At 68.5% G+C, this 22,377-nt stretch carries 18 protein-coding genes; 7 read left to right on the forward strand and 11 right to left on the reverse strand.

All coding sequences use genetic code 11. The features are described 5' to 3' along the window. Positions 1–48 precede the first annotated feature (48 nt). From DDQ50_RS10870 to DDQ50_RS17510, 6 genes are all read right to left on the reverse strand, one after another. Entirely contained in the window at positions 49–759 is a 711-nt protein-coding gene (locus DDQ50_RS10870) for a response regulator (RefSeq protein WP_116756751.1), read from the reverse strand. After that, positions 756–3,254 (reverse strand): ATP-binding protein, encoded by a 2,499-nt coding sequence (locus DDQ50_RS10875; protein ID WP_116756752.1) that lies wholly within the window; start codon positions 3,252–3,254, stop codon positions 756–758. Before DDQ50_RS10875 ends, DDQ50_RS10870 begins: the two co-directional genes overlap by 4 nt. Positions 3,255–3,257: 3 nt before the next feature. Next, the gene (gene kdpC, locus DDQ50_RS10880; RefSeq protein ID WP_116756753.1) at positions 3,258–3,869 is read right to left on the reverse strand and encodes a potassium-transporting ATPase subunit KdpC; all 612 of its coding nucleotides are present in this window, start codon (positions 3,867–3,869) and stop codon (positions 3,258–3,260) included. Between the two features lie 64 nt (positions 3,870–3,933). Beyond that, a complete protein-coding gene (kdpB, locus tag DDQ50_RS10885) occupies positions 3,934–6,108 on the reverse strand; it encodes a potassium-transporting ATPase subunit KdpB (RefSeq protein WP_116756754.1) in 2,175 nt (724 codons plus the stop codon). Between the two features lie 3 nt (positions 6,109–6,111). After that, positions 6,112–7,785: a potassium-transporting ATPase subunit KdpA gene (gene kdpA / locus DDQ50_RS10890; RefSeq protein WP_116756755.1), complete on the reverse strand. Its 1,674-nt coding sequence runs from the start codon at positions 7,783–7,785 to the stop codon at positions 6,112–6,114. Then, positions 7,785–7,874 carry a potassium-transporting ATPase subunit F gene (locus DDQ50_RS17510; RefSeq protein ID WP_116756756.1) on the reverse strand — a complete coding sequence of 30 codons (90 nt, stop codon included), beginning with the start codon at positions 7,872–7,874 and terminating at the stop codon, positions 7,785–7,787. The genes kdpA and DDQ50_RS17510 overlap by 1 nt, the downstream gene beginning before the upstream one ends. A gap of 394 nt (positions 7,875–8,268) precedes the next feature. Between DDQ50_RS17510 and DDQ50_RS10900 the strand changes: the two genes are divergently transcribed. After that, entirely contained in the window at positions 8,269–8,814 is a 546-nt protein-coding gene (locus tag DDQ50_RS10900; RefSeq protein ID WP_116756757.1) for a hypothetical protein, read from the forward strand. Positions 8,815–8,880: 66 nt separating this feature from the next. On the opposite strand, the gene ppgK is transcribed toward DDQ50_RS10900, so the two are convergent. Together ppgK and map are read right to left on the reverse strand one after the other, a co-directional pair. Beyond that, entirely contained in the window at positions 8,881–9,684 is an 804-nt protein-coding gene (gene ppgK, locus DDQ50_RS10905; RefSeq protein ID WP_116756758.1) for a polyphosphate--glucose phosphotransferase, read from the reverse strand. Between the two features lie 328 nt (positions 9,685–10,012). Continuing rightward, a complete protein-coding gene (map, locus tag DDQ50_RS10910) occupies positions 10,013–10,879 on the reverse strand; it encodes a type I methionyl aminopeptidase (RefSeq protein WP_116756759.1) in 867 nt (288 codons plus the stop codon). A gap of 45 nt (positions 10,880–10,924) precedes the next feature. On the opposite strand from map, the gene DDQ50_RS10915 reads away from it, so the two are divergent. Further along, positions 10,925–11,101: an SPOR domain-containing protein gene (locus DDQ50_RS10915; protein WP_116757400.1), complete on the forward strand. Its 177-nt coding sequence runs from the start codon at positions 10,925–10,927 to the stop codon at positions 11,099–11,101. 64 nt (positions 11,102–11,165) lie between these two features. Here DDQ50_RS10915 and panB read toward each other — a convergent pair whose 3' ends face one another. Next, positions 11,166–11,981 carry a 3-methyl-2-oxobutanoate hydroxymethyltransferase gene (gene panB, locus DDQ50_RS10920; RefSeq protein WP_116756760.1) on the reverse strand — a complete coding sequence of 272 codons (816 nt, stop codon included), beginning with the start codon at positions 11,979–11,981 and terminating at the stop codon, positions 11,166–11,168. Positions 11,982–12,078: 97 nt separating this feature from the next. On the opposite strand from panB, the gene DDQ50_RS10925 reads away from it, so the two are divergent. From DDQ50_RS10925 to DDQ50_RS10940, 4 genes are all read left to right on the forward strand, one after another. Further along, positions 12,079–12,711 (forward strand): DinB family protein, encoded by a 633-nt coding sequence (locus tag DDQ50_RS10925; protein ID WP_133245958.1) that lies wholly within the window; start codon positions 12,079–12,081, stop codon positions 12,709–12,711. Positions 12,712–12,827: 116 nt separating this feature from the next. Then, the gene (locus DDQ50_RS10930; RefSeq protein WP_116756762.1) at positions 12,828–14,186 is read left to right on the forward strand and encodes a glutamine synthetase family protein; all 1,359 of its coding nucleotides are present in this window, start codon (positions 12,828–12,830) and stop codon (positions 14,184–14,186) included. A 32-nt stretch (positions 14,187–14,218) separates the two neighbouring features. After that, a complete protein-coding gene (locus tag DDQ50_RS10935) occupies positions 14,219–17,230 on the forward strand; it encodes a bifunctional [glutamine synthetase] adenylyltransferase/[glutamine synthetase]-adenylyl-L-tyrosine phosphorylase (RefSeq protein ID WP_116756763.1) in 3,012 nt (1,003 codons plus the stop codon). 446 nt (positions 17,231–17,676) lie between these two features. Beyond that, entirely contained in the window at positions 17,677–19,854 is a 2,178-nt protein-coding gene (locus DDQ50_RS10940) for a glutamine synthetase III family protein (protein WP_116756764.1), read from the forward strand. A 154-nt stretch (positions 19,855–20,008) separates the two neighbouring features. Here DDQ50_RS10940 and glnA read toward each other — a convergent pair whose 3' ends face one another. Further along, positions 20,009–21,445: a type I glutamate--ammonia ligase gene (gene glnA, locus DDQ50_RS10945; protein WP_116756765.1), complete on the reverse strand. Its 1,437-nt coding sequence runs from the start codon at positions 21,443–21,445 to the stop codon at positions 20,009–20,011. A gap of 211 nt (positions 21,446–21,656) precedes the next feature. Between glnA and DDQ50_RS10950 the strand changes: the two genes are divergently transcribed. Further along, a complete protein-coding gene (locus DDQ50_RS10950; RefSeq protein ID WP_338065153.1) occupies positions 21,657–21,986 on the forward strand; it encodes an RDD family protein in 330 nt (109 codons plus the stop codon). A gap of 17 nt (positions 21,987–22,003) precedes the next feature. Here the strand turns inward: DDQ50_RS10950 and DDQ50_RS10955 are convergent, their stop codons facing one another. Further along, positions 22,004–22,375 (reverse strand): J domain-containing protein, encoded by a 372-nt coding sequence (locus tag DDQ50_RS10955; RefSeq protein WP_116756767.1) that lies wholly within the window; start codon positions 22,373–22,375, stop codon positions 22,004–22,006. Between the last annotated feature and the right edge of the window lie 2 nt (positions 22,376–22,377).

A 22,377-nucleotide genomic window follows, 5' to 3' on the forward strand; every position in this document is an offset into this window, starting at 1 on the left:
CGGGCAGTGTTGCGGCGATAGAACTGCCCGAAGTGGGCAGTTCGCTGATCAGGCGGGTGCGCCGCCTGTCGGGATCAGACGGTATCCCATCCCGGACTCGGTGAGCAGATAGCGCGGCGCAGCAGGGTCGTCCTCGATCTTCTTGCGCAGCTGCGACATGTACAGCCGCAGGTAGCCGGTGTCGGTGACGTGCTCGTTGCCCCAGATCTCGGTGAGCAGGGTGTGACGTGTGACGAGTCGGCCCGGGTTGCGGGCGAGCAGCTCGAGCATCGCCCATTCTGTCGGGGTCAACCGGATGTGCTCGACGGTTCCGTCCGCGTTCGTGCGGGTGACCGCCTTGGCCGTGAGGTCGACGCTGACATCGCCGAGGACGAGCAGTGGCGATCCCACACTGTCGTCACCGATCCGCCTGGTCAGGGCCCGGATACGCGCCAGGAGCTCGTCGATGGCGAAGGGTTTGGTCACGTAGTCGTCGGCGCCGGCGTCAAGCGCTTCGACCTTGTCGTCCGACCCGGATCGGCCCGACACAACGAGGATGGGCGCCGAGCTCCAGCCGCGCAGCCCGTGGATGAGCTGGATGCCATCGAGGTTGGGCATGCCGAGGTCGATGAGGTACAGGTCGGGGCGGTGTTCGATGGCGACGGCCAGAGCCTGCGCACCGTCGGTCGCGGTGACCACGTCGTAGCCTTTGGCACCGAGCGTGATGCGCAGGGCGCGGAGGATCTGCGGGTCGTCGTCGGCGATGAGGATGGTCGTCACGGCGTGCCCTCCACCCGATCGGCGCTCCGCCAGACGGGCAGCTCGACCACCATCGTCAGTCCGCCGCCGGGGGTGTCCTCGGGAACGAGGGTGCCGCCCATCCCCTCGACGAACCCCTTCGAGAGCGCGAGCCCCAGCCCGAGACCGGTCGTGTTGTCGGTGTCGCCGAGGCGCTGGAATGGCACGAACACATCATCGCGCCGTTCGGCTGGGATTCCGGGCCCGTGGTCGACGACACGGATCTGGACGTGATCGCCGAACCCGCTGGTCGCGACCCGCACCGCGCGGCCCGCGGGCGAGTGCCGGACCGCGTTCGCGAGCAGGTTGACGACCACCCTCTGCAGGAGCACGGGATCGGCGGAGACCGGGGGCAGGTCGCCGAGGTCGAGCTCGACGTCGCGCGGACCGAGGGAGAGCTCCTCGAGCGAGGGCCCGATCACGTCGGCAGTGTCGACGGCGACGGGCGTGATCGCGAGGGCTCCCGCTTCGAGCCGGCTGACGTCGAGCAGATCCGTGACGAGGGTGGCGAGCGATGCGAGGCTCTCGTCGGCGGTCGCCAGCAGCTCGTCGCGCCCCGCGCGGTCGAGGGCGGCGTCGGCGGTGCGAAGGCCGCTCACGGAGGCGATCGCCGCAGCGAGCGGGCGGCGCAGGTCGTGGCTGAGCGCGGAGAGGAGCGCGGTGCGGACCCGGTCCGACGCGGTGAGCGGCCCGAGCTGATCGGCGGCGAGGGCGAGGTCGCTCTGCCGCAGCGACGCCTCGATCTGGCTGACGATGACCTCGAGAAGTCGTCGGTCCGATCCGTGCAGCTCGCGCCCGTGGAGCTCGAGAACGGCACGCTCGCCGACCGGGACGCTGCGGTGCAGATCGTCGGGGCGCGGCTCGCCATCGCTGGCGAGGATCTCGTCGCCGGCGCGCAGTCGGACGCCGGTGAGGGCGAACGCCTCGCGGGTGCGACTGACGAGCGCCTCGAGTGCTCCCTCGCCGCGGAGTACGCTTCCCGCGACCGTCGCCAGCAGCTCGGATTCGGCGGCGGCCCGGCGGGAGGCGCGGGTCATCTTGGCGGCACTGTCGACGACGAAGCTGACGAGCACGGCGATGATCACGTAGAGCACGACGGCGAGCAGGTGGTACGGGTTGCTGATCGTCACCGTGTAGAGCGGCTCGACGAACAGGAAGTCGAGCGTGATGCCCGAGAGCACCGCCGCGAGGAGCGCCGGCCAGATGCCGCCGACGAGTGCGACGATCACGACCAGGAGCTGGTAGCTGAGCACGTCGCTGGTCAGGGATTCCTCATCGCGCAGCGAGACGAGGAGCAGCGACAGCAGCGGGCCTCCGAGGAGTGCGAGGACGAAGCCTCCGATCCGCCGCTTGACGGTCAGCCCGCCGCGCAGCCGGGGGAGGGCGAGTCGCCGCGCTGCCGCCTCGTGGGTGACGATGTGGACGTCGATGGTGCCGGACTCGCGGATGACGGTGGCTCCGATGCCCGGCCCGGTGAGCGCCGTCGCCAGGCGACCGCGGCGACTCACGCCGATCACGAGCTGGGTGGCGTTGACCGACCGGGCGAACTCGACGAGAGCACGCGGCACGTCGTCTCCGACCACCTGGTGGTAGCTTCCGCCGAGCTTCTCGACGAGCGCCCGCTGCTGGGCGAGCGCCTCGGGATCCGCGCTGCGGAGTCCGTCCTGGCTGGTGACGTGCACGGCGAGCAGTTCGCCGCCCGCCGATCGGGCGGCGATGCGCGCGCCGCGGCGGATGAGCGTCGCGCCCTCGGACCCGCCGGTCAGGGTCACGACCACGCGCTCGCGCGCCTCCCACCTGCGGTCGATGCCGTGCTCGTTGCGGTACGACTTGAGAGCAGTGTCGACCTCGTCGGCGAGCCAGAGCAGCGCGAGTTCCCGCAGCGCGGTCAGATTGCCGAGCCGGAAGTAGTTGGAGAGGGCCGCGTCGATCCGCTCGGCCGGGTAGACGTTGCCTCCGGCGAGCCGGTCGCGCAGAGCCTGGGGTGCGAGGTCGACGACCTCGATCTGGTCGGCGGAGCGCAGCACCTGGTCGGGGATCGTTTCGCGCTGCGGCACCTCGGTGATCTGCTGCACCACATCGTTGAGTGATTCGATGTGCTGGATGTTGACCGTCGAGATGACGTCGATCCCCGCGGCGAGCAGCTCCTCGACGTCCCGCCAGCGTTTGTCGTTGCGCGATCCCGGCGCGTTGGTGTGGGCGAGCTCATCGACGAGGGCGATCGCCGGATGCCGGGCGAGGACGGCTTCGAGATCCATCTCGCTGAGCTCGACCCCGCGATGCGAGACGATCCGGCGGGGCACGATCTCGAGCCCGTCCGTCATTGCGGAGGTGGCCGCGCGCCCATGCGTCTCGACGACGGCGATGACGACGTCGCGGCCTTCACCTGAGAGCCGACGGCCCTCCTCGAGCATCGTGTAGGTCTTGCCGACGCCGGGGGCAGCCCCGAGCAGCACCCGCAACCGCCCCCGTGTCATGCGTCAGCCTCTCGTCGCGTCCAGGGCCAGGTTGAGCTGGAGGACGTTGACCGTCGGGTCTCCGAGGTAGCCGAGGTCAGGTGACTGGATATTACCTTCGACCAGCGTCCTGACCTCGTCGACGGGGATTCCGCGCGCCTCGGCGACCCGGTCCACCTGCAGCAGCGCGTAGGCGGGACTGATGTGCGGGTCGAGTCCCGACGCCGACGCGGTGACCGCGTCCGCCGGGATCTCCTCGGGCGAGACGCCGTTGAACTCGGCGATCTGCGTCCTGCGGTCCTCGATCGCGGCGATCAGGTCGGCGTTCTCCGGTCCGTAGTTGCTACCGCTGGATGCACCGGCGTCGTAGCCGTCTCCGGCTGCCGACGGGCGGGGCTGGAAGTACTCGGGCAGCGGGTTGCCGTCCGCGTCAGCGAACGACTGGCCGATGAGGGAGGACCCGACGGTGTCGCCGTCCTGGTTCGTCACGAGCGATCCGTTCGCCTGCGCCGGGAGGGCGAGCTGCCCGATCCCGGTGATGGCGGCGGTGTAGCCGATGCCGAGGACCACTATGAACAGCAGGAGGGCCCGCGCCGCGACACCGTAGGTGCGCACGGCGGTTCTGGTGGATGCCATGGTGTGTGTCTCTTCTTCTTATTTTGCGACTGTTGCGTTTGCTGGCTGTCTGGGGGCGTCCGGGTCAGAACCCGGGCAGCAGACTGACGACGAGGTCGATCAGCTTGATCCCGATGAACGGCGCGATGACACCGCCGAGCCCGTAGACGAGCAGGTTGCGGGCGAGGGTCTTCGACGCGTCGAGTGCGCGGTACTTCACTCCGCGCAGTGCGAGCGGGATGAGGATCACGATGATGATCGCGTTGAAGATGACGGCCGACAGCACCGCCGATGCGGGGGAGCCGAGCCGCATGATGTTGAGCGCGGCGAGGCCGGGGAAGACGCCCATGAACATCGCGGGGATGATCGCGAAGTACTTGGCGATGTCGTTCGCGATCGAGAACGTCGTGAGCGCACCGCGCGTGATGAGCAGCTGCTTGCCGATCCGGACGATGTCGATGAGCTTCGTCGGGTCGGAGTCGAGGTCGACCATGTTGCCGGCCTCCTTCGCGGCCGAGGTTCCCGTGTTCATCGCGACGCCGACGTCGGCCTGGGCCAGAGCGGGTGCGTCATTGGTGCCGTCGCCGGTCATCGCGACCAGGTTGCCGCCCTCCTGCTCCCGGCGGATCAGCGCGAGCTTGTCCTCGGGCGTCGCCTCGGCGAGATAGTCGTCGACGCCCGCCTCCGCGGCGATGGCCTTGGCGGTCAGCGGGTTGTCGCCCGTGATCATGACCGTGCGGATGCCCATGTTGCGCAGGTCGGCGAACCGCTCCGCGAGCCCCTCCTTGACGATGTCCTTGAGGTGGACGACCCCCAGGATGCGACCCCGGCCGTCGGCGGCGCGCTCGGCCACCACGAGCGGGGTTCCACCCGACTGGGCGACCCGGTCGGTGACCGTGGTGACCTCGTCGACGAGCGAGCTCGCGAGGGGGCCGTCCTCCTCGAGCCAGCGCAGCACTGCGGAGCCGGCGCCCTTGCGGATCTGACGTCCGTCGGCGAAGTCGACCCCGCTCATACGCGTCTGCGCCGTGAAGGGCACGACCTCGCCGCTCGGGGCGTCGTCTCGGACGAAGCCCTTCGTCTCGGCCAGGGTCACGATCGAGGTGCCCTCGGGGGTCGGGTCGCTGAGAGACGAGGTTCCCGCCGCGGCGACGAGGGCCCGGACGGTCGAGTGGTCGATGGTGACGAACTCGGTCGCCTGGCGGTTGCCGTACGTGATCGTGCCGGTCTTGTCGAGCAGCAGGGTGGTGACGTCACCCGCCGCCTCGACGGCACGACCCGACATCGCGAGCACGTTGCGCTGCACGAGACGGTCCATTCCGGCGATGCCGATGGCCGAGAGCAGCGCGCCGATCGTGGTGGGGATGAGGCAGACCAGCAGGGCGATGAGGATCGGGATGCTGACCGGGCTCGCCGCGTACGACGCGATCGGGTTCAGGGTGAGCGCGACGACGACGAACACGATGGAGAGCGCGGCGAGCAGGATGTTCAGCGCGATCTCGTTCGGCGTCTTCTGCCGGGATGCGCCCTCGACGAGCGCGATCATCCGGTCGACGAACGTCTCGCCGGGCTTCGAGGTGATGCGCACGACGATCCGGTCCGACAGCACCCGGGTGCCGCCGGTGACCGCGCTGCGGTCGCCTCCCGATTCGCGGACGACGGGCGCCGACTCTCCGGTGATGGCCGACTCGTCGACCGAGGCGATACCCCAGACGATGTCGCCGTCGCCGGGGACGAGCTCGCCCGCCGTCACGACGACGTGGTCGCCGAGTCGCAGGTCGGGGGAGGCCACCTCCGCGATGGCGGCCGTCGCCCCGTCGCCGCCGGTCGCCGGGTCGTAGCCGTCGATGCGATGGGCCATCGTGGTGGTGCGGGTCTTGCGGAGGCTGTCGGCCTGCGCCTTGCCGCGCCCTTCGGCGACCGCCTCGGCCAGGTTGGCGAAGATGACCGTCAGCCAGAGCCAGACCGCGATGGTTCCGGTGAAGACGCCGGGCACGGGGGTCCCGCCCGACTGGGCGGGGCCGCCGAGGAACGGTTCCGCGATGGCGAGGACCGTGGTGAACGCGGCGCCGACCCAGACGATGAACATGACGGGGTTCCGCCACATCTCGCGGGGGTCGAGCTTGCGGAACGCACCGGGGAGGGCCGCGACGACCTGCGCCCAGGTGAAGGCGCCCTTGGGGGCGGTGGAGCCGCCTGCGGGGGCGCCCGGGGTCGCCGGGCCCGTCTCGGTCGAGTGTGCGGGGAGGAGTGTCGACATGGTTTATAGAAGCCCTTCCGCCAGGGGACCCAGCGTGAGAACGGGGAAGAAGGTCAGGGCGGTCACGATGACCGTGACGCCCGCGAGGAGGCCCGCGAAGAGCGGACGGTGGGTGGGAAGGGTCCCCGCGGTGGCGGGCACCCTGTCCTGGGCGGCGAGCGCGCCGGCGAGGGCGAGTACGAAGACGATCGGCAGGAAGCGGCCGAGCAGCATGGCGGCGCCGAGCGCCGTGTTGAGCCACGGGGTGTTCGCGGTGAGACCGGCGAACGCCGACCCGTTGTTGTTCGCCGCGGACGTGAACGCGTACACCACCTCGGAGAGGCCGTGGATTCCGGGGTTCCAGATCGACGTGCTCTCCACGTCCTCACGGACGCCGGGGATCGCGAAGCTGAGCGCGGTTCCCACGAGCACGAGGACGGGCATCACGAGGATGTAGAGGCTCGCGAGTTTGATCTCGCGCGTCCCGATCTTCTTGCCGAGGTACTCGGGGGTGCGTCCGACCAGCAGACCGGCGATGAACACCGTGATGATGGCGAGGATCAGGATGCTGTAGAGCCCCGATCCGACACCGCCGGGTGCCACCTCGCCGAGCATCATGTTGATCATCGGCATGAGGCCGCCGAGTGCCGTGTACGAGTCGTGCATCGAGTTGACGGCACCCGTCGAGGTGATCGTGCTGCCGGTGGCGAAGAGGGTCGAGCCGAAGATGCCGAACCGGGTCTCCTTGCCCTCCATCGCTCCGCCCGCGAGCTGCGGTGCGGTGCCGGCCCCGTTCGCCTCGAAGATCGAGAGGAAAGTGAGCGAGACGAGGAAGAGTCCGGCCATGACGCCGAGGATCGCGTAACCCTGCTTGTTCGAGCCGACCATGCGGCCGAAGGTGCGGGGCAGGCTGAACGGGATGACCGTCATCAGCACGATGGCGAACAGATTCGTCCAGGCGGTCGGGTTCTCGAACGGATGCGCCGAGTTGACGTTGAAGAAGCCGCCGCCGTTCGTGCCGAGCTGCTTGATCGCCTCCTGCGACGCGACCGGGCCGCCCGGGATGCTCTGGGCGCCTCCCGACACCGTGATGATGTCGGTGAAGCCGGCGAAGTTCTGCACGACGCCGCCGATGATGAGCACGATCGCCGCGACCGCGGCGAGCGGCAGCAGCAGGCGGAAGACACCGCGGATCAGGTCGACCCAGAAGTTGCCGAGTGTGCCCGACGAGGTGCGGGCGAACCCGCGGACCAGGGCGATCGCCACGGCGATGCCGACCGCGGCGGAGACGAAGTTCTGCACGGCGAGGCCGAGCAGCTGGACCGTGTAGCCGAGGGTGACGTCGCCCGAGTAGCTCTGCCAGTTCGTGTTCGTCACGAACGAGATGGCCGTGTTGAACGACAGCCCCTCGGGGACCGCGGGGAAACCGAGCGAGTAGGGGAGTACCGCCTGCAGGCGCTGGATCAGGTAGAGCAGCAGCACGCTGACGAGCGAGAACGACAGGACACCGCGCAGGTAGGCCTGCCAGGTCTGCTCGGAGTCCGGGTCGACGCCGATGATGCGGTAGATGCCGCGCTCGAAGCCGAGGTGCCGTCGCGCGGTGAAGGTGTGCGCCATGTAGTCGCCGAGAGGGCGGTACAGCACCACCAGGATGAGGACGAGAGTGGCGACCTGGAGGATCGCGAAGAGAGCCGCCATCAGAACCTCTCGGGCTTCACGAGGGCGAAGACGAGGTAGACGGTTGCGGCCACGCCGAGCACGGCGGCCAGCAGTTCGAAGACGATCACAGCTTCTCCACCGCCTTCGCCACGAGGGCGACCAGTGCGAAGAGGGCTACCGCTCCGAGGATGTACACGATGTCGAGCACGTTGAAGGGACTCCATCACGAGGAAGTTGACCCCGCCGCACACGGCGACGGGCACGCCGGATTCGGCGCGACTCCTGATTGAAAGCCCGTGAGGAGGCGCCCCGCCCGGCCCTAACGGAACCCATACGGCCACTCTGCTGCGCCCTAACGGGCGGGTCGCGAAGGCGTGAGGATCACGCGATGCTCGCCGTATGGAGTCCGTCAGGACCGGCCGCGCGGCGCCGTCCCCGGCGTAGACCTGCAGTCATGGACATCTCAGATCCCGCTCCCGCGGACGACGACCCTCTGCATCGACTCCTCGGCGGAGGCGCTCGATGACGCTCACCTCGATCATGCCGAGCCTGCGTCGCAGCATCCCCGACCCCCTGAACCCGGACCGCTGGCCCGAGTTCACCCACCCCACGACGGATGACGTGGTGGTCGCGGGCGTGTCGCTGACCGCCCTCACGGCGCTCGCCGGGAGCCCGTGCGTGCACACCGCTGCCGCCGTGGTGCCCGGGACGCACGGACGTCCGTCGGCGACGGAGGGCGCGTCGACCGTGGTCGCGACGGTCACACGGCTCGAGATCGATTCGGTCGGGACGCGTCATGCGTTCGTCGACTGCCGGTTCGGTCATCTGCCGGTGATCTGGTCGGAGATGCGGCTGATCGGCCGGGCATCGACCGTGCGCGGGGCGGCGACGGTTCTGCGCCCCGACGACGACAGCGAGGACGCCGGGCATCTCGTGTTCCTGCCGGGCGACCTCGTCGAGGGCGACCTCGTCGTCGTGCCCTGCCCCGGTTACCTCGTCGTGCGCGCGATCCGCTGCGCCCGGCGCGGGGACATGGATGCCGCGCCGCTCGTCGAGCGCTGCGGCTGACGCCAATCGCCCGGTTCGGGCAGTCCGCGAGCGCGCTGACTGCCTGAACCGGGCGACTCGGCGGAGCTAGTTGGTCTTGTCGACCGCGACCTCGGCGCTCTTGCGGCGCCGGGTTCCCGCACCGTGGGCGGCGAGGGATGCGCAGCCGAGGATGCCCGCATTGTTGCGGAACCGGGCCGGCACGATCTCGGTCGTCAGATCGAGCAGCGGCAGGAAGTCGTCGTAGTGCTTCGAGACGCCGCCGCCGACGATGAACAGGTCGGGGGAGAAGAGCCGCTCGAGGTAGCTGTAGTACTTCTGCAGACGCTCGGCCCACTTCTTCCAGCTGAGGTCCTCGCGCTCCTTGGCGGCGTACGAGGCCTGCTTCTCGTAGTCGTCGAACCCGTCGAGGGCGAGGTGGCCGAGCTCGGCGTTGGGCACGAGGTGGCCGTCGTAGATGATCGCGCTGCCGATGCCCGTTCCGAGAGTCGTCATGAGGATCAGGCCGCGCTCGTCTTTGCCGGCACCGAACTGGGTCTCGGCGTAGCCGGCCGCATCGGCGTCGTTCACGAAGGTGATGTCGCGGCCGATGGCCTTCTCGAACAGGTCCTCCGCCTGGAGTCCGATCCATCGGTGCGACACGTTCGCGGCCGACATGGTGACCCCGTGCTGGACGACGGCGGGGAAGCAGACGCCGACGGGCGTGCCCTCGGCGACTCCGGGGATCTGCGAGATGACATCGGTCACGGTCTTCACGATGTCCTCGGGCTCGCCGCCCTTGGGGGTCGCCAGCTTGATGCGCTCGGAGAGGAGTTCTCCGGTGTCGACGTCGACTAGAGCCCCCTTGATGCCGGTGCCGCCGATATCGATGCCGATCGCCTCAGTGCTCACCCCACAAACCTACCCAACGCGGGCGTTCCGGCTAAATGCGCACGTTCCGGCCGGCCCCGCACGCCGGAACGTGCGCGCGGAGGGGCTGCTGAATCCGAACACCCGGCCCGGATCTCAGCCCAGCTGGGTCGGATCTTCGGGGCACATACGCACGTCTCGGCGTGCGCTCATGTCCGGAATATCGGCAGGAGCCCGGAACGTGCGGGCTTGGAGTGCCCGCCGCGCGCACGTTGCGGCGTGCGGGGCCGGCCGCAACGTGCGCTTCCGCCCGGAACGCCCGTCTCGGTTGGCGCTGCGTGGGCGGTCGGTCGGCCCGTCCGTCAGCTGGTCAGGGGAGGGTGAGGATTTCTGCGCCTCGGTCCGTGACGACCAGGGTGTGCTCGAACTGGGCGGTCAGGCTGCGATCGCGGGTGGTGACCGTCCAGTCGTCCTCCCACAGATCCCACGTGATGCCGCCGAGGGTCAGCATCGGCTCGATCGTGAACACCATGCCGGGCTCCATCAGTGCGTCGTACCGCGGCGCCGCGTCGTAGTGAGGGATGACCAGCCCCGAGTGGAACGCCTCGCCCACTCCGTGACCGGTGTAGTCGCGCACGACGCCGTATCCGAACCGCTTCGCGTACGCCTCGATCGCTCGACCGATCACGTTGATCTGCCGACCGGGCGCCACCGCCTTGATGCCGCGGTTCAGCGCCTCGCGGGTGCGCTCGACGAGCAGACGCGCCTCCTCGGAGACGTTCCCGACGAGGAACGTCGCATTCAGGTCGCCGTGCACCCCGTCGCGGAACGCGGTGATGTCGACGTTGATGATGTCGCCGTCGACCAGCACGGTGTCGTCGGGGATGCCGTGGCAGACGACCTCGTTGATCGAGGTGCACACGGACTTCGGGTATCCGCGGTAGCCGAGGGTCGACGGGTACGCGCCGGCCGCGATGATGTGCTCGTGCCCGATCCGGTCGAGCTCGTCGGTCGTCACCCCGGGCCGCACTGCGGCCTCGACCGCCTGCAGGGCCTGCGCGGCGATCCGGCCCGCACTGCGGATGCTCTCGACCGTCTCGGGAGAGACGACATCGGATCCGGCGTACGCGGCGGGAGCGGCCTTGCCGACGTATTCAGGGCGCCCGATCGACTGCGGCACGGCCCGGCGAGGGCTGATGCGTCCGGGGACGAGGTGGCCCTGGGAATCGCGCGGCATAGGATCAAGCCTACGGGCGGAGGCCCGCAGCGGATGGGAGTCAGCATGGCCGACAAGTGGTGGTACAACTCGCGCACCGGCGAGGTCGAGCTCGGACCGCAGTCCAACTCGATCGACCGGGTCGGCCCGTTCGATACCCGCGAGGAAGCGGCTCACGCACCCGAGAAGCTGCGCCAGAACGCGGAGAAGTGGGCTGCGGACGACGCAGCCGAGAACCGCTGACGAGGACGCCCTCCCGCCATGCTCCGACGTGAGTAGGCAGATGGGCGAAGGTGGCCGGCCCCGGTCACTCGTACTGGTGCTCGGGCCCCGGGTACGTACCGCCGGTGACCTCGTCGCGGTACTCGCGGGCGGCATCGAGCAGCTGGCCGCGCAGATCCGCGAACTTCTTGACGAACTTGGGGTACCGCCCGCCGGTCAGGCCGGCGAAATCCGTCCATACCAGGATCTGGCCGCTGACGTGCGGACCCGCTCCGATGCCGATGGTGGGGATGGCGATCGCCTCGGTGACCCGCTTGGCGACCTCGCTCGGCACCATCTCGAGCACGACGGCGAAAGCCCCGGCGCGCTCGACGGCCAACGCGTCGGCGAGCACCTGCTCGGCCCCCTCACCGCGACCCTGGACGACGTGTCCGCCGAACTGATGCTCGCTCTGAGGCGTGAAGCCGATGTGCGCCATCACCGGGATGCCGGCTTCGACGACGCGGCGGATCTGCTCCTCGCTGCGTTCACCGCCCTCGAGCTTGACGGCGTGGGCGCCGGTCTCCTTCATGAATCGGAATGCGGTCTGAAGCGCCTGGTCGGGGCCGAGTTCGTATGAGCCGAACGGCATGTCCGCCACGACGAGGGCTCGGGACACGGCACCTGCGACCGCACGCGCCATCGGGATGAGCTCGTCGACGGTGACGGGCACGGTCGAGTCGTAGCCCAGGACGACGTTTCCGGCCGAGTCGCCGACCAGGAGGAAGTCGATGCCCGCCTCGTCGAAGATCGCAGCCGTCAGCGCGTCGTAGCTCGTCAGCCCCGTGATGGGGATGCCGTTCTCCTTCGCCTGCTGGAAGTGCCGTTTGCGCACCCGCTTCAGCGCGGACTGTTCGCTCATCGGACCAGTCTAGGTCGGCGCGGTCAGCGCTCGCCCAGCCTTCACGCGGCCGTCGAGGAGGGTGATGACAGCCCGGAGGTCCTAGGGTGTGAGGACCATGCGCGCTTACGTCGAGGTGCACACCGACGAGACCGGAGGCATGTCCTCACGCGCATGGACATTCGATCTCGGCTTCTGGGGAACCGCCCGGACCGCGGAGACGGCGGTCGGCGCCCTGGCCATGCTGCAGCGGTCGACGGGGGCGCCGACGATCGAGCTCGAGGAGCAGGTCGACGACTTCGACCCGTCCTTCGCACGCGACCTCGAACCGGCGACGCCGGGCGAACGCGCGACGACGATGGAGATCCTCGAGCGGGCGCGAGCCCGGACGCTCGAACTCGTCGAGAACGCGGAATGGTGGCAGCTGTCCCGCCCGAGCAATGAGGTGCCCGACATCGATCCGCTCGGTTACGCATCGGCCGGCGATCTGGTGCGTGCCTTCGCCGACAAGGAGAGCCGGGTCTACCTGCCCGCTCTCGGCTTCGAGCCGCGGGAGCCGCTGCCCGACCTCGTCGACGAACTCGAGGCATCGCACGAGCACGTGATGCGGGTCGTCGCGTCCCTTCCCGACGTCCTGATCTCGGTCACACCCGACGGCGGGGAGTGGACCTCGGTCAAGCTCCTCCGAATGCTCGCCTGGCATGAGCGCGCCCACCTCGGTCTGCTCGAAGCGCTGATGCGGATCTGGTGACCCGAGCGCGACGGCGCTCCGCTTCGCCGGTGCCAAGCGAAGGTTCCGCAGACCCACTAGCCTGAGAGGGCATCAATCAGGGGTGTTCAGCGCCCCCGAGGCGAGGGGAAACCTAAGTGGTCGACAAGCAGCGCGACTTCGTTCTGCGCACCATCGAGGAGCGCGGCATCAAGTTCGTGCGCCTCTGGTTCACCGACGTCGTCGGCACTCTCAAGTCCGTCGCGATCGCTCCGGCCGAGGTCGAGGGCGCGTTCACCGAGGGGCTCGGCTTCGACGGATCGGCGATCGAGGGCCTCACCCGCGCCTACGAGGCGGATGTCCTCGCCCACCCCGACCCCACCACGTTCCAGGTGCTCCCGTGGCGGGGCGAGATCGATCCGACCGCTCGCATGTTCTGCGACATCACCACCCCCGACGGCCAGCCGCACGCCGCCGATCCCCGCCAGGTGCTCAAGCGCACCCTCGCGAAGGCCGCAGACCGCGGCTTCACGTTCTACACGCACCCCGAGATCGAGTTCTACCTGCTGAAGTCGAGCCAGTTCGGCGCCGACGGCCCCGAGCCGGTCGACCGTGCCGGCTACTTCGACAACGTTCCCGGCGGCACGGCGCACGACTTCCGACGCCGTTCGGTGCGGATGCTCGAAGACCTCGGAATCTCGGTCGAGTTCAGTCACCACGAGGCGGGCCCCGGCCAGAACGAGATCGATCTGCGCTACGCCGACGCGCTGACGACCGCCGACAACATCATGACCTTCCGCACCGTCATCAAGGAGGTGGCGATCGAGCAGGGCGTCTACGCGACGTTCATGCCGAAGCCGCTGCAGAACGAACCCGGTTCGGGCATGCACATGCACCTGTCGCTCTTCGAGGGCGACACGAACGCGTTCTTCGACGCCGGCGCCCAGTACCAGCTGTCGACGATCGGTCGCCAGTTCATCGCGGGTCTGATGAAGCACGCGCCCGAGATCACCGCCGTGACGAATCAGTTCGTCAACTCGTACAAGCGCCTCTGGGCGGGCGAGGGCGAGTCGAAGCTCGGTGAGGCACCCAGCTACGTGACCTGGGGCCACAACAACCGTTCCGCGCTGGTGCGAGTGCCGCTGTATAAGCCCGGCAAGGGGCAGTCGTCCCGTGTCGAGTACCGGGCGATCGACTCGGCTGCGAACCCCTACCTCGCGCTCTCGCTTCTGCTCGCTGCAGGTCTCAAGGGCATCGAGGAGGGCTACGAGCTGCCGCCCGAGGCCGAGGACAACGTGTGGGAGCTCAGCGAGGGCGAGCGCCGCGCTCTGGGCTACGCGCCTCTGCCCGCCAGCCTCGACCACGCGATCTCCTACCTCGAGGAGTCCGAGCTCGTCGCCGAAACCCTCGGCGAGCAGGTCTTCAAGTACCTGCTGCTCAACAAGCGTGCCGAGTGGCGTCAGTACCGTGCCCAGGTCACGCCGTACGAGCTGCGCTCGAACCTCGAAGTGCTCTGATCCCGCCGCGGATCCGTTAGGCGTCACGCACCATGCGACGCGAGCTCGCGAACCTGACCGAGCTGGCTCGGCTCGGCTTCACCGAGCTGGGCGAGGTGCACGGCAGGCTCGATGAGCTGACCACGCTGCTGCCGACCGACGTCGTCCCGCTGCTGCCGTCGTTCGGTCCCGCCGCCGATCCCGACGCGGCCCTCACGTCGCTGTTGATGCTCGCCCGTCGGCATCCCGACGCCGTGGCGTCCACCCTCGAGTCCCCGGCGTCCGCCTCGCGGCTGATCCTCGTGCTCGGAGCCTCATCGGGTCTCGCCGAGTTCCTGCTGCGGCACCCGGAGCAGCTCGTCGCCCTTCGGGAGCCGTTCACCTCGCGTCCCGACGCCGATGAGCTGCGCGCGAGCCTGCTCGAGTCGGTCGGGGCGGTCGACGGAGTGGCGACGATCGCGGGGGATGACGGGCGTACGGCGCTGAGAGTCCGTTACCGACGTCACATCCTGCAGGTGGCCGCATGGGATCTCGGTCAGCCGCGACCGCTCGACGCACTGCAGGCTGTGACCGAGATCCTCGCCGACCTGGCCGGTGCCGCCCTCGAGGCCTCACTGGCCGTGGCGCGCGCCGACGCGACGAAGCCGGGCAACGGACCCGGCACATTCAGAGCCGCAGAGATCGCCGAGACCTGCCTCGCCATCATCGGCATGGGCAAGGCGGGCGCGCGAGAGCTCAACTACGTGAGCGATGTCGATGTGATCTTCGTAGGCGAGGCCGCGGCGGGTTCGGAGATGAGCGGAGAGCGGGCGATGGCCGCTGCGACCCGCCTCGCCATGCTCACGATGCGCGGCATCCACGAGGCGGCGATCGAGCCGCCCCTGTGGGAGGTCGATGCCAATCTGCGACCCGAGGGAAAAGCCGGTGCGCTCGTGCGCACGCTCGAGTCGCATCTCGCCTATTACGACAGGTGGGCGAAGGACTGGGAGTTCCAGGCCCTGCTCAAAGCGCGCCCGATAGCGGGGGACATCCCTCTCGGTGAGCGGTACGTCGACGGCATCTCGGGCAAAGTGTGGAGCAGTGCGAGCCGGGAGAGCTTCGTCGAGCAGGTGCAGCGCATGCGCGGACGCGTGACCGACAACATCCCGGCCGACGAGGTTGACCAGCAGCTGAAGCTCGGTCCGGGTGGACTGCGCGACGTCGAGTTCACGGTCCAGCTGCTCGAACTCGTGCACGGGCAGACCGACCCGACGGTTCGCGAACAGGCGACCCTGCCCGCTCTCGAGGCTCTCGCGGCCGGGGGCTACATCGGCCGGGCCGAGGCGACGGAGTTCGCGGACGAGTATCGCCTGCTCCGCGTGCTCGAGCACCGTCTGCAGCTCCAGCGGCTCTCGCGCACCCATCTGATGCCGCGTGACGAGGAGGCTCTGCGGGTGCTCGCCCGTGCGAGCCGCCTCGGCGGCTCGTCGGCCGAACTGCTGGCGCGCTGGCAGCGCACGAAGGCGGCCGTCCGCAGCCTGCACGAGCGGCTCTTCTACCGTCCGCTGCTGTCCGCGGTCGCGCGGCTTCCCGAGCAGACTCTCGCCCTCACGAGCGATCAGGCCGCGGCCCGTCTGTCGGCGATCGGATTCCGCGATCCCCGAGGAGCGCTGGCCCACATCGCGGCCCTCACCTCGGGAGTCTCGCGCCGTGCGGCGATCCAGCGGACGCTGCTCCCCGTGCTGCTGCAGTGGTTCGCCGATGGGGCGGATCCCGACGGCGGTCTGCTCGCGTTCCGACGGATCAGCGAGAGCCTCGGCGACGCGCACTGGTACCTGAGGATGCTCCGCGACTCGCAGGCGGCCGCTCAGCGCCTGACCGAGGCGCTGTCGGCATCGCGGTTCGTGGTCGAACTGCTCGAACGGTACCCCGAGGCGGCGCGGTGGCTCGAGAACGACGACGATCTGCGCCCACGCTCGTGGGAGTCGCTGCGCGAGGAGACGAGCGCGACCGTGGCCCGGCACGGCGATCGCGACTCGGCGGCCCAGGCGCTGCGCACCGCCCGAGGACGTGAGGTGCTGCGTCTTGCCCTGGCGAGCATTGCGGGCACGATCGACATCGTGGAACTGGGCGAGGGCCTGTCGAACATCACGAGCGCCATCCTCACGGGGGTGCTGCGGAGCATCCGCAGCGGTGAAGGGCCGTGGCCCGAATTCGCGATCATCGCCATGGGCCGGTACGGGGGAGCGGAGCTCGGGTTCGGCTCGGACGCCGACATCATGTACGTCTACCGAGCCGTCGCTGGGATGTCGCCCGAGCTCGCGCAGAACAGGGCCGAGCACATCGTCTCCGAGATCAAGCGGCTGACGACCGACCCGCGGCTGCCGCTCGACCTCGACCTGGGCCTGCGGCCCGAGGGCAAGAACGGCGCGGTCGTGCGTTCGCTGCGCTCGTACGAGGCCTATTACCAACGCTGGTCGCTGACCTGGGAGGCGCAGGCGCTGCTGCGGGCGCGCGGGGTCGCCGGCGACCACCAGCTCGTGCTCGACTTCACCGCACTCGCCGATCGGGTCCGCTACCCGTCAGCGGTGCCCGACACGGAGATCCGCGAGATCAAGCGGATCAAGGCCCGGGTCGAGAGCGAACGGCTGCCGCAGGGCGCTGATCCGACCCGGCATCTGAAGCTCGGGCGCGGCACGCTGAGCGATGTCGAGTGGCTTCTGCAGCTGCTCCAGCTGCGCCACGGCGCCCGGGTGCCCGGGCTACGCACCCCGTCGACCCTTCAGGCTCTTGCAGCCGCGGAGGACGCGGCGCTGCTGCGGTCCGACGACGCGGCCAAGCTGCGGGCCGCCTGGATCCTGTCGTCGCGGCTGAGGTCGGCGATGACCCTGTGGAGTAACAGGACCTCCGACATCCTGCCGACCGAGATGCGTCAGCTCGACGCCGTCGCCCGGCTCCTCGAGTACGCGCCCGGGTCGGCCGCGGTCCTCGAGGACGACTTCCTCCGCACGACGCGCCTCGCCCGCGCGGTGTTCGAGCGAATCTTCTACGGCACCCAGACCCGCCCGCGCCCCTCCACCGCCTGACCCGCGGAGCCGACGACCCGCCCTGGCGCAGGTATTCCGGGCGAGTACGCACGTTCCGGCGTGGCGCAATGTCCGGAACGTGCGTACAAGTCCGGGATATCCGATCCGAGGTCAGGTGCGGAGCGGGACCGGCGAGCGCTTCTCCACCTCGGTCGACGCGGGTTCGCGTGCGCTCGGGCGCGGGGCCGGGGAGACGACCCGGCGCTGCACCTGGTAGCTCCGGAGTACGCACCGAATCCAAGCTGCGATCCGGTATCCGATGTGGTCGACCTATGAGGCCCGCGACTCATGGGCGTCGCATAGAAAGCTCACTGATTCGAGCTGGTGCAAACGGAATCCAGACGGTAATCACGCCGAAACATACGCGGTAGTCGGCATCCCTAGATTGACGGCACAGACGCCGTGCCAACGGTGTTTCCCAGCAGCATTCTCTGAGAGGGGCACCAATGACCGGCAATGTCGTCCGCCTGCAGGCCATCAAGGATGTCGAGGCCTATGTGCCTCCCGCCATCAGCTTCACCGATGCCGAGACGCCCGGGCAGGTCTTCGGCGAGAACGTCTTCAACAAGGTCGTCATGCAGAAGCGCCTTCCGAAGTCGGTCTACAAATCGGTGGTCGCCACGATCGAGAACGGAGCTCCACTCGACCCGCTGGTCGCCGACGCCGTCGCCTCCGCGATGAAGGACTGGGCGCTCGAGAAGGGCGCCACCCACTACGCGCACGTGTTCTACCCGCTCACGGGTCTCAGCGCCGAGAAGCACGACAGCTTCCTCGAGCCCGTCGGTGACGGAACAGCCCTCGCCGAGTTCGCGGGCAAGACGCTCGTCCAGGGAGAGCCCGACGCATCCAGCTTCCCCAACGGCGGCCTTCGCAACACGTTCGAGGCTCGCGGATACACCGGATGGGATGTGACGAGCCCGGCCTATGTACTCGAGAACCCGAACGGCAACACCCTCTGCATCCCCACGGTCTTCGTCTCGATGACCGGTGAGGCTCTCGACCACAAGACCCCGCTCCTGCGTTCGCAGCAGGCCATGGGCACTCACGCCGAGCGCATCCTCAAGCTCTTCGGGCACGAGAACCTCAACAGCATCGTGTCGTTCTGCGGCCCCGAGCAGGAGTACTTCCTGGTAGACCGCCACTTCTTCCTCGCCCGACCCGATCTGCTCAACGCGGGCCGCACCCTGTTCGGCACCAAGCCGCCGAAGGGTCAGGAGTTCGACGACCACTATTTCGGCGCCATCCCCGAGCGCGTGCTCGGCTTCATGATGGACACCGAGCGGGAGCTGTTCAAGCTCGGCATCCCGGCCAAGACCCGCCACAACGAGGTCGCCCCCGGCCAGTTCGAGATCGCGCCCATGTTCGAGCGCGGCAACATCGCCTCCGATCACCAGCAGCTGCTGATGACGACCTTCAAGAGCATCGCCAAGAAGCACGGCATGGAGATCCTCTTCCACGAGAAGCCGTTCCAGGGCGTCAACGGGTCGGGCAAGCACGTCAACTTCTCGCTCGGCAACAATGAGCTGGGCAGCCTGTTCGTGCCGGGTGACACCCCGCACGAGAACGCCCAGTTCCTCGTGTTCTGCGCCGCTGTGATCCGTGCCGTGCACCTGTACGGCGGTCTGCTGCGCGCATCGGTCGCGTCGGCATCGAACGACCACCGCCTGGGCGCGAACGAGGCGCCGCCGGCGATCATCTCGATCTTCCTCGGCGACCAGCTCGCCGACATCTTCGATCAGATCGCGAAGGGCTCGCTGACCTCGTCGAAGGGCAAGGGCACCATGAAGATCGGCGTCGACACGCTGCCCGTGCTGCCGACCGACCCTGGAGACCGCAACCGCACGAGCCCGTTCGCCTTCACGGGCAACCGGTTCGAGTTCCGTGCCCCGGGCTCGCTGCAGACGGTCGCCGCGCCGATGACCACGATCAACACGATCATGGCCGAGTCGCTCGACTACGTCGCCAGCAAGCTCGAGACCGCGGTCGCGAACGGCGAGGACTTCGATGCTGCGGTGCAGACGCTGCTCACCGAGATCATCACCGAGCACGGTGCCGTCGTGTTCAACGGCGACGGCTACTCGGACAGCTGGCCGATCGAGGCCGAGAAGCGCGGACTGAAGAACCTGCGCACGACCCTCGACGCGCTTCCCGAGCTCATCACCGATGAGGCGATGGACCTGTTCGAGAAATACCGGGTCTTTAATCACCGCGAGATGCACTCCCGCTACGAGATCGGACTCGAGCAGTACGCGCTCTCGATCGGAGTCGAGGCTCGCTTGACGCTCGAGATCGGGTCGACGATGGTGCTGCCGGCCGCCGTCCGCTACCAGACCGAGCTGGCGACCAATGTCACCGCCCTCAAGACGGCGGGAGTCGACGCGGACACGACGGCACTCGACGAGGTCAGCGCACCGATCGCCGATCTGCGCAGCGCTCTTGCCACGCTGAAGTCCGCTCTTGCCGCCGACGCGGGACACGAGAGCCTCGCCGAGGCGGAGCACGCTCGCGACGCCCTCCTCCCCGCGATGAACGCGGTCCGCGCGGCGGCCGACACGCTCGAGACCCTCGTGGCCGACGACCTGTGGCCGCTGCCCACCTACCAGGAGATGCTCTTCATCCTGTAGCCCTCGCCCTCAGCAGGCAGCACGACGCCTCAGCAGGAAGGATCAGCCGATCCACTCCTGCTGAGGCGTCGTCGTTCCTGCTGAGGGCGAGGGCCGGGGACGACGAAGGCCCCGGCTCCCTCGGGAGACGGGGCCTCGCGGTCACTCGGCGGGATCAGACGCCGTAGTACAGCTCGTACTCGAAGGGGTGGGGACGCTGCGCGAGGGGCTTGATCTCCTTCTCGCGCTTGTAGTCGATCCACGTGTCGATGAGGTCCTGCGTGAACACGCCACCCGCGAGCAGGTAGTCGTGGTCGGCCTCGAGGGCGTCGAGCACCGCGTCGAGCGATCCGGGGACCTGGGGGATTCCCTTGGCCTCCTCGGGGGGAAGCTCGTAGAGGTCCTTGTCGACGGGCTCGTGCGGCTCGATGCGGTTCTTGATCCCGTCGAGGCCCGCCATGAGCTGAGCGGCGAACGCGAGGTACGGGTTGCCCGAGGCGTCGGGTGCACGGAACTCGATGCGCTTGGCCTTGGGGTTGGTGCCCGTGATCGGGATGCGGATCGCAGCCGAACGGTTACCGGCCGAGTAGACCAGGTTGACGGGTGCCTCGAAGCCGGGGACCAGACGGTGGTAGCTGTTCACCGTGGGGTTGGTGAAGGCCAGCAGCGACGGGGCGTGCTTGAGGATTCCGCCGATGTACCAGCGGGCGATGTCGGAGAGTCCGCCATAGCCCGCCTCGTCGTAGAACAGCGGCTTGCCGTCGCTCCACAGCGACTGGTGGGTGTGCATGCCCGAACCGTTGTCGCCGAAGAGCGGCTTCGGCATGAACGTGGCGGTCTTGCCCCACTGGTGGGCGACGTTCTTGACGATGTACTTGAACTTCAGGATGTCGTCGGCCGCGTGCACCATGGTGTCGAAGCGGTAGTTGATCTCGCCCTGACCGGCGGTGCCCACCTCGTGGTGAGCGCGCTCGAGGATGAGGCCGGCGTCGATCAGCTTGAGCGAGATGTCGTCGCGCAGGTCGGCGTGCTGGTCGAGCGGGCTGACCGGGAAGTAGCCGCCCTTGTAGGGCGTCTTGTTGGCGAGGTTTCCGCCGGCCTCCTCGCGGCCCGTGTTCCACGCCGCCTCGGAGGAGTCGACCGAGTAGAAGCTCGAGTGCTGGTTCACCTCGTAGCGGACGTCGTCGAAGATGTAGAACTCGGCCTCGGGGGCGAAGAACGCGGTGTCGGCGATGCCGGTGGAGGCGAGGTACTTCTCGGCCTTCTTTGCGACCTGACGCGGGTCCTTGCCGTAGACCTCGCCGTTGCGCGGGTTGTAGATGTCGAAGACGACGATCAGGGTGCGCTCGATGCGGAACGGGTCGATGTAGGCCGTCGAGATGTCGGGGATGAGCTGCATGTCGGACTCGTGGATGTTCGCGAAGCCGCGGATCGACGAGCCGTCGAAGAGCTGGCCGACGGAGAAGAACTCCTCGTCGACCGTCGACGCAGGGATGTTGAAGTGCTGCTGCACTCCGGGAAGGTCGGTGAAGCGGATGTCGAGGAATTTGACGTCAGTGTCCTTGATGAACTTGATGACCTCGGAAGAGTCACTGAACTTCGGGTGTGACATAGAGCACGTCTCCAAAACTGCGTGTAGGACCGCGGCTGCGGATACAGCCGTTTCGACAATACGCAGACGCAGTTTCGCCGCCGTGAAGGCATTGTTTCGGCGATGTTACAGAGGTCCTCGTTATGGTGGACCGGTGAGCGCTTCTGCGTCTGCGTCAGAAGCAGACTATCCCGGTCGCCGGTTGGGCCGTCCCGCGGAGGGTCCGGGGTCGGTGGCCCGCACCAATCGCCGACTCGCTGCGATCGGCATCGATTTCGCCCTCTGCGCGATCATCTACTACGCGTTCTTCTTCGGCAGCGACTGGGCGAGCCTCGCCATCTTCGCCGGTGAGCAGATCGTGCTGGTCACACTGCTCGGTGGCGGGGTCGGTCATCTGCTGCTCGGTCTGCGGGTCGTCCGTCTCGACGGTCGGTGGGCGGGCTGGTGGCGGCCCACGGTGCGCACCCTGCTGCTGTGCCTTCTGATCCCCGCCGCGATCTGGGACCGGGACCAGCGCGGCCTCCACGACGTCTTCGCCGGGACGGTCCTCATTCGCCGCTGACAGCTCGGCGTTCCGGCTCAGGGAGCCTGGATGACCCCGCCGCGCAGATTCTGGACCGTGTCGCTGCGGTAGGCATCGGCTGCCGTAACGAAAGCCACGAGAGCTGCGGCGAGGAGCAGAAGGATCACGACGGAACCGCCGATCCCACGGCGCTTGCGCGGCGGGGGAGCGAACTGGACCGGGATGACCGGGTGCTGCGCGAGCATGAGGTCGCGTGCATCGGCCAGAAGGGCGAAGCGGGCACCGGCGCGATGCCATTCCTCGTCATCGGTCTCCGAGAGCAGATCGGGATGATTCTGCCGTGCGGCCCGGACGAAGGCATGCTGAACGTCCTCGATGGACGCGCCCGGGCGTACGCCCAGGAGAGCGGCGGCCTCGGACTCGGTCATCG

It is taken from the genome of Amnibacterium flavum (genome assembly GCF_003097495.1).
Classification (GTDB): domain Bacteria; phylum Actinomycetota; class Actinomycetes; order Actinomycetales; family Microbacteriaceae; genus Naasia; species Naasia flava.